General features: G+C 67.7%; 15 protein-coding genes. 7 read left to right on the top strand and 8 right to left on the bottom strand.

Translation table 11 applies throughout. The features are described from left to right. Positions 1–2: 2 nt before the first annotated feature. From gspL to A3CW_RS0109015, 3 genes are read left to right on the top strand one after another with little or no spacing between them, the layout of a single operon-like run. Positions 3–1,388 (top strand): type II secretion system protein GspL, encoded by a 1,386-nt coding sequence (gene gspL, locus A3CW_RS0109025; protein WP_028203263.1) that lies wholly within the window; start codon positions 3–5, stop codon positions 1,386–1,388. After that, a complete protein-coding gene (locus tag A3CW_RS0109020) occupies positions 1,364–1,903 on the top strand; it encodes a type II secretion system protein M (RefSeq protein WP_051481334.1) in 540 nt (179 codons plus the stop codon). The genes gspL and A3CW_RS0109020 overlap by 25 nt, the downstream gene beginning before the upstream one ends. A gap of 55 nt (positions 1,904–1,958) precedes the next feature. After that, positions 1,959–2,738, top strand: a complete 780-nt coding sequence (locus tag A3CW_RS0109015; RefSeq protein WP_028203261.1) for a type II secretion system protein N — start codon at positions 1,959–1,961, stop codon at positions 2,736–2,738. A gap of 45 nt (positions 2,739–2,783) precedes the next feature. On the opposite strand, the gene A3CW_RS0109010 is transcribed toward A3CW_RS0109015, so the two are convergent. Beyond that, positions 2,784–4,388, bottom strand: coding sequence for an efflux transporter outer membrane subunit (locus A3CW_RS0109010; protein WP_081771574.1), 1,605 nt, complete (start codon positions 4,386–4,388; stop codon positions 2,784–2,786). Between the two features lie 159 nt (positions 4,389–4,547). Beyond that, positions 4,548–4,886, bottom strand: coding sequence for a hypothetical protein (locus A3CW_RS45745; RefSeq protein ID WP_051481333.1), 339 nt, complete (start codon positions 4,884–4,886; stop codon positions 4,548–4,550). A 27-nt stretch (positions 4,887–4,913) separates the two neighbouring features. On the opposite strand from A3CW_RS45745, the gene A3CW_RS54265 reads away from it, so the two are divergent. The 3 genes from A3CW_RS54265 (at position 4,914) to A3CW_RS0108995 (ending at position 7,346) form a co-directional block, all read left to right on the top strand. Then, positions 4,914–5,042, top strand: a complete 129-nt coding sequence (locus A3CW_RS54265) for a hypothetical protein (protein ID WP_281175087.1) — start codon at positions 4,914–4,916, stop codon at positions 5,040–5,042. Positions 5,043–5,114: 72 nt separating this feature from the next. Beyond that, positions 5,115–5,639, top strand: a complete 525-nt coding sequence (locus tag A3CW_RS0109000; protein WP_028203259.1) for a MarR family winged helix-turn-helix transcriptional regulator — start codon at positions 5,115–5,117, stop codon at positions 5,637–5,639. Between the two features lie 150 nt (positions 5,640–5,789). Next, positions 5,790–7,346, top strand: a complete 1,557-nt coding sequence (locus tag A3CW_RS0108995; protein ID WP_028203258.1) for a DHA2 family efflux MFS transporter permease subunit — start codon at positions 5,790–5,792, stop codon at positions 7,344–7,346. 60 nt (positions 7,347–7,406) lie between these two features. On the opposite strand, the gene A3CW_RS0108990 is transcribed toward A3CW_RS0108995, so the two are convergent. The 5 genes from A3CW_RS0108990 to ada form a co-directional block, all read right to left on the bottom strand. Next, positions 7,407–8,123, bottom strand: a complete 717-nt coding sequence (locus A3CW_RS0108990) for an OmpA family protein (RefSeq protein WP_028203257.1) — start codon at positions 8,121–8,123, stop codon at positions 7,407–7,409. 121 nt (positions 8,124–8,244) lie between these two features. Continuing rightward, complete coding sequence (locus tag A3CW_RS0108985) at positions 8,245–8,727, bottom strand: hypothetical protein (RefSeq protein ID WP_028203256.1); 483 nt, start codon at positions 8,725–8,727, stop codon at positions 8,245–8,247. A gap of 217 nt (positions 8,728–8,944) precedes the next feature. Then, positions 8,945–10,567, bottom strand: a complete 1,623-nt coding sequence (gshA, locus tag A3CW_RS0108980; RefSeq protein WP_028203255.1) for a glutamate--cysteine ligase — start codon at positions 10,565–10,567, stop codon at positions 8,945–8,947. A 203-nt stretch (positions 10,568–10,770) separates the two neighbouring features. Then, complete coding sequence (locus A3CW_RS0108975; RefSeq protein ID WP_407669722.1) at positions 10,771–11,793, bottom strand: DNA-3-methyladenine glycosylase family protein; 1,023 nt, start codon at positions 11,791–11,793, stop codon at positions 10,771–10,773. After that, entirely contained in the window at positions 11,790–12,950 is a 1,161-nt protein-coding gene (gene ada / locus A3CW_RS45740) for a bifunctional DNA-binding transcriptional regulator/O6-methylguanine-DNA methyltransferase Ada (RefSeq protein WP_035512628.1), read from the bottom strand. The genes A3CW_RS0108975 and ada overlap by 4 nt, the downstream gene beginning before the upstream one ends. Positions 12,951–13,497: 547 nt before the next feature. On the opposite strand from ada, the gene A3CW_RS0108960 reads away from it, so the two are divergent. After that, positions 13,498–13,908 (top strand): VOC family protein, encoded by a 411-nt coding sequence (locus tag A3CW_RS0108960; RefSeq protein WP_028203253.1) that lies wholly within the window; start codon positions 13,498–13,500, stop codon positions 13,906–13,908. Positions 13,909–13,925: 17 nt separating this feature from the next. On the opposite strand, the gene A3CW_RS0108955 is transcribed toward A3CW_RS0108960, so the two are convergent. Beyond that, positions 13,926–14,480 (bottom strand): YaeQ family protein, encoded by a 555-nt coding sequence (locus tag A3CW_RS0108955; protein ID WP_028203252.1) that lies wholly within the window; start codon positions 14,478–14,480, stop codon positions 13,926–13,928. Between the last annotated feature and the right edge of the window lie 104 nt (positions 14,481–14,584).

Raw genomic sequence — 14,584 nt, 5'->3', positions numbered from 1 at the left:
GTTTGAGCACGCTGATCGTTCTCATGCCGCCCCGCGACCCGGCGGTCCACTCGCAGGAATGGCAGCTGCCGGAGCTGCCGTTCGTGCTGCTCGACAAGACGGGCAACACGCAGCGCGCGGGCCGTTCGGCGCTCGGGCTGCTGCCGAAGGCCTCGGCCACCATCCTGATGATCGCCGCGCGCGACCTGCTCACGCTCGCCGCCACCGTGCCGCCGCTCAAGGGGCCGCGGCTGCGTCAGGCGCTGCCGAACGTGGTCGAGGATCATCTGATCCAGGACGCGCAGACCTGCCATCTGGCGCTCGATCCCAAGCGCCTGGCCGACGGCCGCCAGGTGGTGGCGGCCATCGATCGCGGCTGGTTCCGCTTTCTGCTGGAAGGCTTCACCGCCGCGGGGCACCGCAATCTGCGCGCCGTGCCCGTGGCGCGCTGCCTGCCGGCCGCGCAGGCGGTGGAAGCGGTTCAAGAGGTTCAGGTGACCGAACCAGCCGAGCCCGCAGAGCCGACCGCAGCGCCCGACGCCGCGGCTCCCGCGACGCCCGCGCTCGAACCCGTGACCGCGTGCGTGCTCGGCCATGTCGTCGCGACCGCGCCCACGCTGCTGCCCGGCGTCGCGCCCGAACCCGCGGCCGCCACGGCGCAAGAGGCGCTCGAACTCGCGATCGTGCGCGGCGCGCTCGCCGAGGGCTTCGCGGTGCCCGCCGCGAGCGTCGCCGCCACCGTCACGGCGCTCGCGGGCGGCGCGCCGGTTTCGGGCTACGTCCTCACCAATCTGCCAGGCGAGCCCGTGAGCGCCGCCGCGCGCGCGTCGCTGGCCGCCACGTTGCCGGGCGCGCAGACGCTCACGTTCGAGGCGCTCGCGCGCCGCGCGCTCGCCTGCCGTTTCGACCTCTGCCAGTTCGAGTTCGCCTCGCAGCCGTGGCGGCTCGACCGCGCGACGCTGCGCCGTCTGCGGGTGCCGATCGTGCTCGTGGCGGCGTCGCTCGTCGTGGCGGTCGTCGGCGCGAATATCCAGTGGCTCATGATGGCGCGCCAGCGCGACGCGATCAGCGCGCAGATGACCGAGCTGCTGCTCAACGCGTTCCCGAAGACGACGGTCGTGCTCGATCCCGCCGGGCAGATGGCGCGCCAGTTGCAGCAGTTGCGCCTGGCCGCGGGCGAGCCTTCGCCCGACGACTTCCTCGCGCTCTCCGACGGCCTCGCGCGCTCGCTCGGTCCGGTGCCCGCGAACGCCATCGCGGCCCTCGACTATCACGACCGGCGTCTGGACGTGACCTTCAAGCCAGGCGTCGACGTCGACGCCGATCTCGTAAAACGCCTCGCGGCCAACGGCCTTGCGGGCACGGTGGATGCCAGCACGGGCAAATGGACCATCAGGAGCGCATCGTGAAGACAACGGCTGTGAGCGGCGCGTGGGCCGAGGCCTGGACGGACTTCTGGGAGGCGCGTTCGACGCGCGAAAAGGCGCTGCTCACGTGGGGTGGCGCGGTGCTTGCGCTCGCGATCGGCTGGTCGGTGCTGTGGCAGCCCGCCGCCGACGGCCGCGCGCGCCTGCGTGAGAGCTTGCCCGGCATGCAGCGCGGACTCGCGCAGATGACGGCCGAGGCCGACGAGGCGCGCTCGCTGGCTGGCGCGGCGGCGAGCGTGGCGCCGGGCGGCCAGGCGCTCAAGGACGCGCTCACCGCCTCGCTCGCCGATCACGCGCTCACGGGCGCGCAGATTCAACTGATCGGCGCGACGGTGCAGGTGCAGATGAAGAACGCGTCGTTTCCGGCGTGGGCCGCGTGGCTCGACGACGTGCGCAAGCAGTTCAAGGTGCAGGTGGTCGAGGCGCACATCACCGCGCTGAAGGCCGATGGCCAGGTCGACTTGACGGCCTCGCTGCAACCGGCGAATACGCGTTAAAAAGAAAAAGCGCGCATCGAAAAGCGCGCAAAGAGAATCGCCGGAGAAATAAGCAATGAGTTACTGGATGCGGCGTCTGCGCGCCGCGTTGCCCTGGCTGATCGTGGGCCTGCTGTCGAGCGCCGTCGTGCTGCTCGCCCGCCTGCCCGCGGCCTGGATCGCGCCGCAGTTCGCGCGCGCGACCCAGGGGCACGTGAATCTGATCGACCCGGAAGGTTCGCTCTGGCACGGCTCCGCCACGCTGATGCTGGCCGCGGGCCAGGACGCGCGCGGCGCGACGCTGCTGCCGGGGCGCATCGTCTGGCGTACGGCGTTCTGGCCGCTTTTCGTCGCGCGCGTGCGCATGGAAATGCTGCAGACCGAGGCGATGCCCGACGCGGTCACGGTGGATGCGTCGATGCGCGGCGCGAACGTGAGCGCGGGCACGATCGCCGTGCCGGCGTCGCTGCTCGCGGGTCTCGGCGCGCCTTTCAACACGCTCGATCTGGACGGCAAGGTGCGGCTCGCGTGGAGCCCGTGGCGCGTGTTCGGCACGGATGCGTTCGGACGACTGACCGTCTCGCTCGCCAACATGAGCTCGCGCGTTTCGCTCGTGAAGCCGCTCGGCACGTATCAGGTGGTGTTGCAGGCGCAAGGGGCGACGTCGACGCTCGATCTCTCGACGCAAAAAGGACCGTTGATGCTCGAGGGGCGCGGTGCGTTCTCGCGTGCGTCGGCATCGTTTCAGGGCACCGCGAGCGCGGCGCCGGATCAGCGCGACAACCTGGCGGGCCTGCTGAATCTGCTGGGCCGGCCGGTCGGGCCGGGAACCGTCGCGTTGACCTTCATGCGCTGAGGTTCGTGGTCTGAGCGTGCGCCCGCCTGCGCGGGCGCGTACGCATTACTGCGGCTGCGCGGCCGTCGTAGCCGTAGTCGCCGCCGCTGGGGACGAAGGCGCCGAAGCCACCGAAGCCACTGCCGGCGCGGCCACGCTGCCCGTCTCGTGATCCATCTGCGAGGCATCCCAGCCGCCGCCCAGCGCCTTCACGAGCCCCACCGACGACACCATGCGCTGGCCGCCGATGCTCACGAGCTTCTGCTGCGCGGTGAAGGCCGTGGCCTGCGCGGAAAGCACGTTCTGGAAATCGGTCGTGCCCGCTTTGTACTCGTTCGTCACGATCGCGAGCGCATGCTGTGCCGACTCCACCGCCTGCTGCTGCACGACGACCTCTTGCCCGAGGATGCGCTGCGAAGCGAGGTTGTCCTCCACATCCTGGAACGCGGCCAGCACCGTTTGCCGGTACGTGGCCACCTGCTGGTCGTAGGCGGCGCGCGCGGCCTCAGTCTGGGCCTTGCGCAGCCCGGCGTCGAAGATCGTGCCGGCAAGCGAGGGCCCGAGCGTCCAGAAGCGCGAGGGCATCTGCAACAACTGCGACATCACCGAGCTTTCGAAGCCGCCGCTCGCGGACAGCGTGAGCGTGGGGAAGTACGCCGCGATGGCGACGCCGATCTGCTCGTTGGCGGACGCCGCCTTGCGCTCGGCCGAGGCGATGTCGGGCCGGCGCTCGAGCAGCGCCGAAGGCATGGCGAGCGGCACCGTGGGCGGCGTGGCGGCGAGCGGCGACGGCGGGATCGAGAACGTGGAGGCGGGCTGGCCGACCAGCACGGCGATCGCGTGCTCGTCCTGGGCGCGCGCCACGCCGTTGTCGATCGCGGAGGCCTGGGCGGATTGCAGCTGGGTTTGCGCCTGGATCACGTCGGCGCGGCCCGCCACGCCCTGGGCGTACTGATTCTGCGTGAGCTGCAGCGACTTCTGGTACGCGAGGACCGTGTCGTCGAGCAGCTTCTGCTGCGCGTCGAGCGAGCGCAACGTGAAGTAAGTCTGCGCGAGCGTGGCCTGGGCCGACAGTCGCGCGTTCGCGAGATCGGCGGCGGCGCCCTGCTGGCTCGCCTCCTGCGAGCTGACCGTGCGGCTCACCTTGCCCCAGAGATCGGGTTCCCAGGTGGCGTCGAGCCCCAGGTTGACGTTGTTGTTGATGCTGCCGCTCGACAATCCGCCGCTCGAGTTGGACACGCGCGTGGGCGTGTACGAGCGCGTGCCCGCGAACGAACCGCTGATCACAGGGAAGTACGCCGCCCGCGCCTCGCCCACGAGCGCCCGCGCCTGGCGGTAGGCGGCGGCATTTTGCGCGACCGTCTGGTTGCTGGTGTTGAGCTGGTCCATTAGCGCATTGAGCTGCGCGTCGTCGTAGATCAGCCACCACGCGCCGCGGTCGGCGGTATCGGCGGGTTGCGCGACCTTCCAGCCCTCGGGCGCTTCCTTGAACGAAGCGGGCACGGCGGCGCTGGGCCGATGATAGTCGGGGCCGACGGCGCAGCCACTCAACTGGAAGGTAAGCGCGGCAGCCGCGCACAGCGTCAGGATGGAAAGCGGCTTGGGCGCGCGGCGCGCCACGGACCCGGCGGATCCAGCGGTCGCGCCGGAGCGGACGAAACGGCAAGGCATGCAAGGATTCCTGTCGATGCAACCGGCGCGCTCAGGCGGCCGGGCGCGCACGGGGTTGTCGCGTTGCGGCAATGGTAGCGCACGCGCTAGTCATTACACGGAATCCGAAAGCTTACGCGTTGGAAGGGTTGGCGGGTGTTACGGCGTGAGGCGCGCAGGTTACGCGTCGTTACGGCGGCGCTTCGGTGCGCGGCAGGCGGGCTGGCCGCCACCGCACACGGGCGCATCCGCTGCTGGTGTTACTGCCGCTGCTGCCGTTGCGGTCGCGGGCGTGGCCGGCACGACAGCGCTTGCCGCGGCGGGTTCGGGCTGCGCGCGCCGACGCTGCGCCCACACCACGGCCACCACCGCGATCGATCCACCCGGCAGCGCGAACATGGCCGCATACAACGCGAGCTTGCGCCAGCGCGACGACTCACCGGTCTTCGCGAAAGCGAGGCGGGCGGTGTCGGTGACGGAGCGGCCAAGGCCGCCAAGCGCGTTGATCAGGAAAAGCATGATGCGGAAACGGGTGGACTTAGGAGAATGAAACTGGTTGCCTGTCATAATATTGACTATGCAATCAAATCACAACATACTTTGCAGCGCATCAAACCAACTGTTGTTTTTACGCGCCGATCGCCGCAGCCGAAGCCTTGGCAACCCGGCGATTGACTTATCTGCCTGAGCAGCGAAATAACCCGTTATAATCCGCTCGTCTTTTGAGATGCTGCAAAGCGAACTGCCATGAGCGATGGTCCTTTCGTCCCGGCCAGTCTGGGCGTCGAGCCAAGTCTCGGCTATTTCCTTTCGACCGCGCGCAACGTGCTGGCCGGGCGTATCGACCGTGCGGTTGCGCCGCTTGGACTGACATCCTCGCAGATTGGTGTGATCCTTTTATTGTGGTTCGAGCGCGCCAGCACGCCGAATGAGATGTCGCGCGCGCTCTCGTACGACACCGGCTCCATGACGCGCATGCTCGACCGGCTGGAGAAAAAGGGCTTTCTCGAGCGGCAGCGCAGCCAGGCGGACCGCCGGGTCGTGGAACTCGCACTGACGGAGCAGGGGCGCACGGCGGCGCAGCAATTGCCCGACCTGATCGCCGCGGAGATGTCCGAGCAGCTGCGCGGCTTCGCGCCCGAAGAAGTCGCGACGCTGGTTCATTTGCTGCAGCGCTTCATCGCCAATGACGGCTCGACCACACCGCTCTGCGGATCGATGGACGGCACCGGCAAGGACGCACAAGCGCCGGCGCAGGAAGACGGCGACTAGCAACGCCGCACGCTGCGCGGCAGCGCAACACATGGCGTAGTTTGATCCAATCACTGTCTGGGCAGAAAATGCACAGACACGAAATAGCAGGCTGCCGTGCGCGGCTCCCCGGGGGCAGCGGCAACGGCCGACCCAACAAGGACACGGAACATGGCAGCTTCTCCCGCGGTGCCCGCGCAGGCCGAACCCGCACCGTTTTCCGGCGGCACGCTCGCGCTCCTCACAGTCGGGCTCGCGCTCGGGACCTTCATGGAGGTGCTGGACACCTCGATCGCCAACGTGGCGGTGCCGACCATCTCGGGAAACCTGGGTGTCGCCAACAGCGAAGGCACGTGGGTCATCTCCTCGTATTCGGTCGCCTCGGCGATCGCCGTGCCGCTCACCGGATGGCTCGCGCGCCGCGTAGGCGAAGTGCGCCTCTTCACGCTCTCCGTGCTGCTGTTCACGCTGGCCTCGGCCGCTTGCGGCTTCGCCACCAACTTCGAAACGCTCATTGCGTTCCGTCTCGTGCAAGGGCTCGTTTCCGGGCCGATGGTCCCGCTTTCGCAGACCATCCTCATGCGCTCCTACCCGCCTGCGAAACGCGGCCTCGCGCTCGGGCTCTGGGCGATGACCGTGATCGTCGCGCCCATCTTCGGACCGGTGATGGGCGGCTGGATCACCGACAACTACACGTGGCCGTGGATCTTCTATATCAACGTGCCGATCGGCGTCTTTTCGGGCATCTGCGCGTACCTGTTGCTGCGCGGCCGCGAGACGAAGACGACGAAGCAGCGCATCGACGCCGTGGGCCTCGCGCTCCTCGTGATCGGCGTGTCGTGCCTGCAGATGACGCTCGACCTCGGCAAGGACCGCGACTGGTTCAACTCGACGTTCATCGTCACGCTCGCCATCATCGCGGTGGTCGCGCTCGCGTTCATGCTCGCGTGGGAGGCGACGGAAAAAGAACCCGTGGTCGACCTCTCGCTCTTTCGCGACCGCAATTTCGCGCTCGGCGCGATGATCATCTCGTTCGGCTTCATGGCCTTCTTTGGCTCGGTGGTGATCTTCCCGCTCTGGCTGCAGACCGTCATGGGCTACACGGCGGGCCTCGCGGGTCTGGCCACCGCGCCGGTGGGCCTGCTCGCGCTCGTGCTCTCGCCGCTCATCGGGCGCAACATGCACCGGCTCGATCTGCGCATGGTCGCGAGCTTCGCCTTTGTCGTGTTCGCGATCGTCTCGCTCTGGAACTCGACGTTCACACTCGACGTGCCGTTCGACCACGTGATCCTGCCGCGTCTCGTGCAGGGTATCGGCGTGGCCTGCTTCTTCGTGCCGATGACGACCATTACGCTCTCGAGCATTCCCGACGAGCGGCTCGCGAGCGCCGCGGGCCTCTCGAACTTTCTGCGTACGCTTTCGGGTGCGATCGGCACGGCGGTGAGCACGACGTTCTGGGAAGACGCCGCGATCTATCACCATGCCGTGCTCTCGGAATCGGTGACCCAGTACTCGCCGAACACCGTCGCCTACAAGGACGCGCTCGCGAACCTCGGTTTCGCGGGTCAAAGCCTGACGGCCAAGCTCAACGACGTCGTGACGACGCAAGGCTACATGATGGCCACCAACGACTTCTTCCGCATTTCCTGCGTGATGTTTGTCGTGCTGGCCCTGCTGGTATGGGTGACGAAGCCGAAAAAAGGCGCGGGACCGGCAATGGGTCATTGACGGTCCCGAGAAAGGCCGCCCGAGCGACGCCGCGGGCGACCGGGTGCGCGTTGCGCTGCGTTACTGGCGCAGTGTGATGCCGCTTGTCTGGATCTCGACGCGACGGTTCTTTGCGCGGCCTTCTGGCGTGGCATTCGACGCGATGGGCCTCGAGAAGTCGTAACCGTGCACTTCGTACTGGCCAGCGTGGAGGCCACGCGACTGGAGATAGCTGCGAACGGCCTCGGCGCGGCGCAGCGAGAGGCGATCGTTATACGCCTTCGAGCCGACCGAGTCGGTGTGGCCGTCGATCACGACCGTACCGATGTTCGCACCGTCGCTTTCCCTGACGAACTGGTCGAGCGTGCGCTTGCCGTCGGGCAGCAGCTCGGCCTTGTCGAACGCGAAGTTGGCGTCGGCGTTCAGCGTGATCGTGCGCGGCTGAACCTGGGGCGGCGTCTCGCCGATCGGCGCCGGGGCGGGCGACGGGACCGGCGCCTGTGGCGACTGGCAGATGAACGTGATTTCACGCGGGTCGTCTTCCGGCTTGAGGCCGGAAACGGCGCGATCCACCGATGAGACGCGCAGCGGCGTCTTGCTGCCGCAGATCTCGCTGACCTTTTTCATACAGGTTCTGGAGCTTTCGAACAGGCCGAGACATTGCACGCGGTACGCCTGCGAGCCGTTAGCGAGCGTGACGATGTCGAGATTGTGGGTGGGGCCTGAGGCGGTGGTACAGCCAGCGGCGGCGGCGATGACGGCAGCCGCGGCACTGGCAGACAGAAGGCGCAATTTCATTGTCGATTCGAGTTGTGGATGAGGATGAACGGCCCAGACCACGCAGGCCGAATCGAGCCCAAGATACGGGCTCCTCAATCCCTCCCTCAATCAGACAATGCCCAAAATCGGGCATCAGCGATCAATGCGCGCTCGAAGCCGGCTCGGCCACGGCTGCGCCGCTCACGCCAGCCGTGTCGCCACCTGCGCCCGTGGTCGTGTCGCCGGGAATCGGCGCATCGACGCCGGTTCGCACGTACTGCTTGAACGCCGCGCCCGCCGACCACGGGTTGGGCTTGCAGCCGAGCGAACTGTCGCAATGCGCGGCGAAGCCGATCGTGGCCGTGCCGTCGTTGTTGGCGGACTTCGTGATTTCATAGGCGAGCAGACGCCGGCCGCCGCCCGGGCCCGACGTCTGGATCAGCGTGTCGGTCACGGTTTGCACTTCGTACTTCGAATGACTGCGCACCCAGTCCTGGGCGCGTTGCCACCAGAGATCGCATTCCGCCTTGTTCGAACAGGTGAGCGGCGCGGTTGCGATCTGCATGACGTCGGGATTGACCTGCCCGCGCGACGCGCAGGCCGCAGCCGTCGCGCACAGCAGGATCGCAAGAATTCGTTTCATCGCGTGGATTCCTCCCAGAGTGAGCCGTATTGCGCGCGGCCCGTGCATTTTTGGTGTTTTCAGCTTCGTTCGTCCGGCGCGCTCGTCCGCGCGGTTCGGTAACGCGGCGCCTACCCTGGTTGGACCGCATCTGCACGCTGACGTTGCGCGCAAATGCGGTGCCCGGGACAAACCTCGATGGGATGGGGCGCGCCGCAGCGGCGCACCGGCACGCGGCTCAGACGCTGAAGCGATTGAGCGTATAAGCGCGATAGGCGGCGACGAACGCGTCGAACGAGCCGACTTCGTCGTGCTCGAGTTGCGCCTGCTCGGCGAGCGATTCGCGCGCGAGCGTTTCGAACTCGGCCGTAGCTGCGGCATCGAGCGGACGCGCGAGGAATTGCGCCGCGTGGTGCTCGCTTTGTGCGCGTGCAAATTGCAGGAAGGACTGCTTGCTATCGCGCATGGTTTGCAGCACGCGCGCCGACGGCGTGAGCGACGGGTCGGCCAGCTTCGCGCGTTGTGCCGCGAGCGAGCGCGTATGCGCGTCGCTGCCGTGCTCCGCGTCGAGTACGGCGGCTGCGTGGCCGATCTTTTCGAACAGCGCTTCGGCCCACTCGTGCATCGCCACGTCCTTGCCGTCGCGCTTGAGCGCGAGACCCGGGCGGCGCCCTTCTTTCGTCACCAGGCCAAAGTTTTCATTGGATTCGGCGTAGGCGTCGGCAGGCAGGAACGGGCTTTCATCGAGCGCGCAGGCGAGCAGGTAGGCGTCGAGAAACCGTGCGGTTTCGAGCGAGATGCCGGTCGGCTCGAACGGATCGATGTCCATGCAGCGCACCTCGACGTACTGCACACCGCGCGCGGCGAGCGCATGCAGCGGCCGCTCGCCCGGATGCGTGACGCGCTTGGGGCGAATCGTTGAGTAGAACTCGTTCTCGATCTGCAGCACGTTCGTGTTGATCTGCACCCACTCGCCGTCGCGATGCGTGCCGATCGCCTCGTAGGGCGGATACGGCTGGCTCACGGCCTGCGCGAGCGCGTCGAGATAGCCTGCCAGCGTGTCGTAGTCGGCGCGCAAGGCGGACTGGCCCGTCGTGTTCGAGTAGCCGAGATCGCTCATGCGCAGGCTCGTTGCGTACGGCAGATAGAGCGTGTCGGCGTCGAACGCTTCGAGCTTGTGCTCGCGGCCGCGCAGGAAGCGTGCGTCGAGCGCGGGCGAAGCGCCGAACAGATACATGAGCAGCCAGTTCGTGCGGCGGAAATTGCGGATCAGCGCGAGGTAGCGCTCCGACTGATAGTCGGTGAACGAGGCCGTGGACTGATGATGCGCATGCAACACGCGCCACACTTCGTCGCTCAGCGAATAGTTGTAGTGGATGCCGGCAATGCACTGCATCGTGCGGCCGTAGCGCAACGCGAGGCCCATGCGGTACACGTACTTGAGGCGGCCGATGTTCGAGCTGCCATAGCGCGCGATGGGAATGCCGTCGTCGGTGTCGGGCAGGAGGCCCGGCATCGATTCGTTCCAGAGCATCTCGCCGTCCCGCGCGAGTACCGCATAGACGTAGCGATGCAGCTCGTCGAGCTTCGCGAGCGTGATCGACGCGTCGGGCTCGGCGGGCGTGATGATCTCGATCAGCGCTTCCGAATAGTCGGTGGTCAGCGACGGATGCGTGAGCGCCGAACCGAGCGCTGCCGCGTGCGGCGTCATGGCGAGGCGGCCGTCGCGCGTCACGCGCAGGCTCTCCTTCTCGATGCCGCGCAGACCGCGCGTGAGCGCGCCGCGATGTGGCCCGTCGCCCAGCACAGAAAGGCGCTGCGCGAGAACGTCGTTCGTGCGTGTAGAGGTCGTGTCTGACATTGGGGCAAGTCGGGCTCGGGCCGGCGGTGCAGTGCTGCGCGCAGTGCTGCTAACACTCGCCGGCCGGGATTCTTTTCGGTAGCGGGCACTTTAACATCTCGCCGAAAGACCTGCTTGGGCCTGCCTCGGGCGGGGTTTTGGCCTGTCGGCGCGTGCTTCTCGCGGTGATGGCACCCCGTTCCCTGCCGCTGCCTTCCGCTGCCCTAGCCGCCGCGCGCCGCGCCCGCGCGATCGGCGATTTCGTTCCACAAATGCATGGCCGCGTATGCGCGCCAGGGGCTCCATGTGTCAGTGCGGGTGCGCTGCTGGGTCGCGCGCACGAGCGCCGGGTCGCGCGCCGCGATGGCCTGCATGAGCACGAGATCGGTCGCGGGCCACGCGTTCGCGTCGCGCCATGCGCGCATCGCGACGTATTCCACGGTCCACGGTCCGATGCCAGGCAGCGCGAGCAGCGCGGCGCGCATGGCGTCGAGGCCGGCGGGTTCGGGTGCGATAGCGTCGATTTGTCTGCTTTGACGCTTGCCGCGCGGCTTGTTTTGATCCTTCTGCGCGTAGTCGCGTTCGATGATCACCGCGCCGCTCGCCACGGCCTGCGCGAAGCCCTGCAGCGCGGCGACGCGCTTGCCCGGCATGCCGATGCCCGCGAGATCGGCGGCGGCGAGCGCGGCGGGCGTCGGAAAGCGCCACGCGGTGCGCGCGTGCGCATGGTCGTCGATGCGCTTGCCTACGCGTTCGACGAGGCGCCCGATGATCGTCGTCGCCGCCTTCACGCTGACCTGCTGGCCGACGATCGCGCGCACCACGAGCTCGAAGCCCGACCACGCGCCGGGCACGCGAAGCCCCGGAACGGCCGCGACGAGCGGTGCAAGCCACGGGTCGCTGCGCAGATGGGCGGCGACGGCGGCGGGATCGGCCTGCAGGTCGAACATGCGCGAGAGCGGCGCGGCGAGCGCCGCCGCATGCGCGCTCACGGGCCCGTCGATCTGCACGACGAGGCAATGCTTGCGCGCGTGGCGGCGCACGGCGAGCGTGCCGCTCGCGCCGTTGAAATCGATTGCACGCAGCCACGCGCCGTCCTCCACCGCCTCGACGCCCGGCGTGGCGCGGCCGCTGAAGAAGCGCAGCACGCGTGGCCAGTCGTAGGGCGCGCGAAACGGCAGTTCGAGTGTGGCGCGGTGCGTCGGCGCCTCGGTTTGTGCTTCGGGTTGCGAGGCGATAGCGCTCAAGTGGCGGTCTCCGGCGTGTTGGCGCGGTTCGGGGTCGATCGGGTGCTTTTCGGGTTTTTTGCGCCGGTTTGCGCACCTTGCGAGGCGCGCGCTTCGGCGTCGATCAGCGCCGCCTTGCGCTCGAGCCCCCAGCGATAACCCGCGAGCGAGCCGCCCTTCTGCACGACGCGATGGCACGGAATCGCCAGCGCCACCGGATTCGACGCGCACGCACTCGCCACGGCCCGCACCGCGCGCGGCGCGCCGAGCGTTTCGGCGATCTGCGAGTAGCTGCGCGTCTCGCCGTAGGGAATGCGCTGGAGCGCGTCCCAGACGCGCTGCTGGAACGCCGTCGCGGCAATGTCGAGCGGCAGATCGAAACGCTCGCGCCGGCCGTGCAGATACGCGTCGATCTGCGCGGCGAACGGCGCGATTGCGGCCTTGTCCTCGATGCACTGCGCGTTCGCGAAATCGGCCGTGAGTGCGGCGGTGAGCGTCGCGGCTTCGTCGCCGAACGCGATCCGGCAAATGCCCTTTTCCGTTGCCGCGATGAGCACGAGCCCGATCGGCGTGGGCGTGGCGGCGTAGTGGATCGTCTGGCCGGCGCCCTTGCGGCGGTAGACGGAAGGCGCCATGCCCAGCTCGCCCGGCACGCTGTGATAGAGCCGCGACGACGAGCCGAAGCCGGCGTCGGCGCTAGCGCGCGTGACGTCGGCGCCCTCGCCGAGCGCGTCGCGTAGCACGGCCCCGCGCCGCGCCGCCTGGTATTGGCGCGGCGAGACGCCCAGCACGCGCTTGAAGAGGCGCTGCAGGTGAAACGGGCTGAGATGCACGGCTTCGCCCAGCTGCGCGAGCGTGAGCCGCTCTTGCGGGTCGGCGTCCAGCGCCGCACACGCGCGCCGCACGATTTCCAGTTCGCGCGGCAGGCCGCCCGGGCGGCAACGCTTGCATTCGCGATAGCCGGCGGCACGCGCGTCGTCGGCCTCGGCGAAGAATTCGATGTTCTCGCGCCGCGGCAGCCGCGACGCGCACGACGGGCGGCAGAACACGCCGGTAGTGCGCACGGCGTAGAAGAACGCGCCGTCGGCGCGCGCGTCTCGCGACGTCACGGCTTGCCAGCGGTCGGCGTCGTTGGTCCACTCGCTGTCTGGCGTTTGCCTGGGTTTTGCGGGTTTCATCGCGGGTTTCATTGCAGGAACGGCGCTCATTTGAGGGCTCCTCGAAGTGCCTGTCTGTATGCCCTTACTCTAACTTCGCGTACGGAGGACGGCGCGCCGGATCTTGCGCTGTCATTGCGGTCGACATGTGCCGTGAATGCGCCATGATCGGGTACTTTTATGGCCTTCGGTGAATCCCTGGTGGCGTCTTGCAGATTCCCGTGCGACAAAATGGCAACTTTGCGGGTTTTCCCTTAAAAACTTGTTGCGTCGCGACAGCCGACTCGGTATAGTGGTTCCTGTCTCCTCCATGTCTCCTCCTGATATGGATTAAGCCCGCTCACAGCAGCGGGCTTTTTTTCGTCCAGCGTTTCCTTACGTCAACTCGCCCCCCGCGCGGCGCGCCCGCAAATTCCGCGGCTTCAGCGCTTTCGGCTATTTTCCGCCGCTTCCCACTGTTCTGCTGCCGGCGATTCCGCTTCGCGAGTCTCGCTGAAATGCGCGCCTTCTGCGCAGCCCGGCGTCCACAGGTTCATCATGAGAATCCCAGCACGACCTCGAGGACGCCATGCGGATCCAGATTCGCGAGATCGATCACGTCGTTATCCGGGCCGCCGATATGGCCGCCATGACGCGTTTCTATTGCGAAGTACTCGGTTGCCAGCCGGAGCGTGAACAGCGCGATCTCGGCCTCGTGCAGTTGCGCGCGGGGCGCTCGCTCATCGATCTCGTGACGATCGGCGGCCCGCTCGACCGGGGTTCCGGCGCGCCGCCCGCTGGCGCGAGCGGCAACATGGATCATCTTTGTCTGCGCGTGGAGCCGTTCGACGCCGAGGCGCTCGCGTCACATCTGACGCAGCATGGCGCGCGTCCAGGCAATGCCGTCGAGCGCTATGGGGCGGAGGGTTTGGGGCCGTCGCTGTATCTGTTCGACCCGGAAGGCAACATGGTGGAACTCAAGGGGCCGCCGCACGCCTGAACGCGCACAGCCCGCTTTCACACGTTTTCGGGCGCCTTGAATACGCTCCATTCGACTGCCACTGGCTCGGCGCTCGTATTGCCGATCCACGCCGCGCCGTCCTGCACCGTGCATTGCAGGCGCATGGTGCGCTCGGCCAGCGCGCCGAGCGACGTGGCGACGCCCTCGCCCAGCGACCAGACCGTCACGTTGCGCAGGCGCTCGACCTTGTTGCGCACGCCTTGCCACCAGATGTCGGAGGTGCGCCCGCCGTAAGCGATCACGATGACTTCGCCCGCACGGCCGCTTGCCTTGGCAATGCGGCGCTCGTCGGGCTGGCCGACCTCGATCCACGTTTCGATCGCGCCCGTGTAGTCCTTGCACCAGAGGTCAGGCTCGTCCGTGTCGGAGAGTCCCTTGCAGAATTCGAGCCGCTCGCCCGCAAACAGCGCGAACGCCGCGATGCGGACCATCATGCGGTCGTCGGTTTCGGACGGATGGCGCGCGATCGTGAGCGCATGGTCGGCGTAATAGTGCCGGTCCATGTCCGCGATCTGCAGTTCTGTCTTGTAGATGGTCGATTTGAGTGCCATACCGAATTCCGGTCGCGCGAAAGCCGCACATGATAGCGAAGTTTCTAGCAAGCGATGTGCCGGTCGAGTCGACGCGCAGCGCGCGTCGATGCGGCGCGCGACGC

This window comes from Paraburkholderia nodosa DSM 21604, assembly GCF_000519185.1.
GTDB classification, from domain to species: domain Bacteria; phylum Pseudomonadota; class Gammaproteobacteria; order Burkholderiales; family Burkholderiaceae; genus Paraburkholderia; species Paraburkholderia nodosa.
Note: the sequence above shows the minus strand (reverse complement) of the source record. Positions and strands in the feature narration are given on the sequence as shown.

Excerpts from the sequence above, each read along its gene's own strand:
- A3CW_RS45745 (WP_051481333.1), bottom strand. The coding sequence starts at position 4,886 with ATGCTTTTCCTGATCAACGCGCTTGGCGGCCTTGGCCGCTCCGTCACC.
- ada (WP_035512628.1), bottom strand. The coding sequence starts at position 12,950 with ATGAAACCCGCAAAACCCAGGCAAACGCCAGACAGCGAGTGGACCAAC.
- A3CW_RS0108985 (WP_028203256.1), bottom strand. The coding sequence starts at position 8,727 with ATGAAACGAATTCTTGCGATCCTGCTGTGCGCGACGGCTGCGGCCTGC.
- A3CW_RS0109000 (WP_028203259.1), top strand. The coding sequence starts at position 5,115 with ATGAGCGATGGTCCTTTCGTCCCGGCCAGTCTGGGCGTCGAGCCAAGT.
- A3CW_RS0108995 (WP_028203258.1), top strand. The coding sequence starts at position 5,790 with ATGGCAGCTTCTCCCGCGGTGCCCGCGCAGGCCGAACCCGCACCGTTT.
- A3CW_RS0109020 (WP_051481334.1), top strand. The coding sequence starts at position 1,364 with ATGGACCATCAGGAGCGCATCGTGAAGACAACGGCTGTGAGCGGCGCG.
- gshA (WP_028203255.1), bottom strand. The coding sequence starts at position 10,567 with ATGTCAGACACGACCTCTACACGCACGAACGACGTTCTCGCGCAGCGC.
- A3CW_RS0109010 (WP_081771574.1), bottom strand. The coding sequence starts at position 4,388 with ATGCCTTGCCGTTTCGTCCGCTCCGGCGCGACCGCTGGATCCGCCGGG.
- A3CW_RS0108990 (WP_028203257.1), bottom strand. The coding sequence starts at position 8,123 with ATGAAATTGCGCCTTCTGTCTGCCAGTGCCGCGGCTGCCGTCATCGCC.
- A3CW_RS0108955 (WP_028203252.1), bottom strand. The coding sequence starts at position 14,480 with ATGGCACTCAAATCGACCATCTACAAGACAGAACTGCAGATCGCGGAC.
- A3CW_RS0108960 (WP_028203253.1), top strand. The coding sequence starts at position 13,498 with ATGCGGATCCAGATTCGCGAGATCGATCACGTCGTTATCCGGGCCGCC.
- A3CW_RS0109015 (WP_028203261.1), top strand. The coding sequence starts at position 1,959 with ATGAGTTACTGGATGCGGCGTCTGCGCGCCGCGTTGCCCTGGCTGATC.
- A3CW_RS54265 (WP_281175087.1), top strand. The coding sequence starts at position 4,914 with ATGAAACTGGTTGCCTGTCATAATATTGACTATGCAATCAAATCACAA.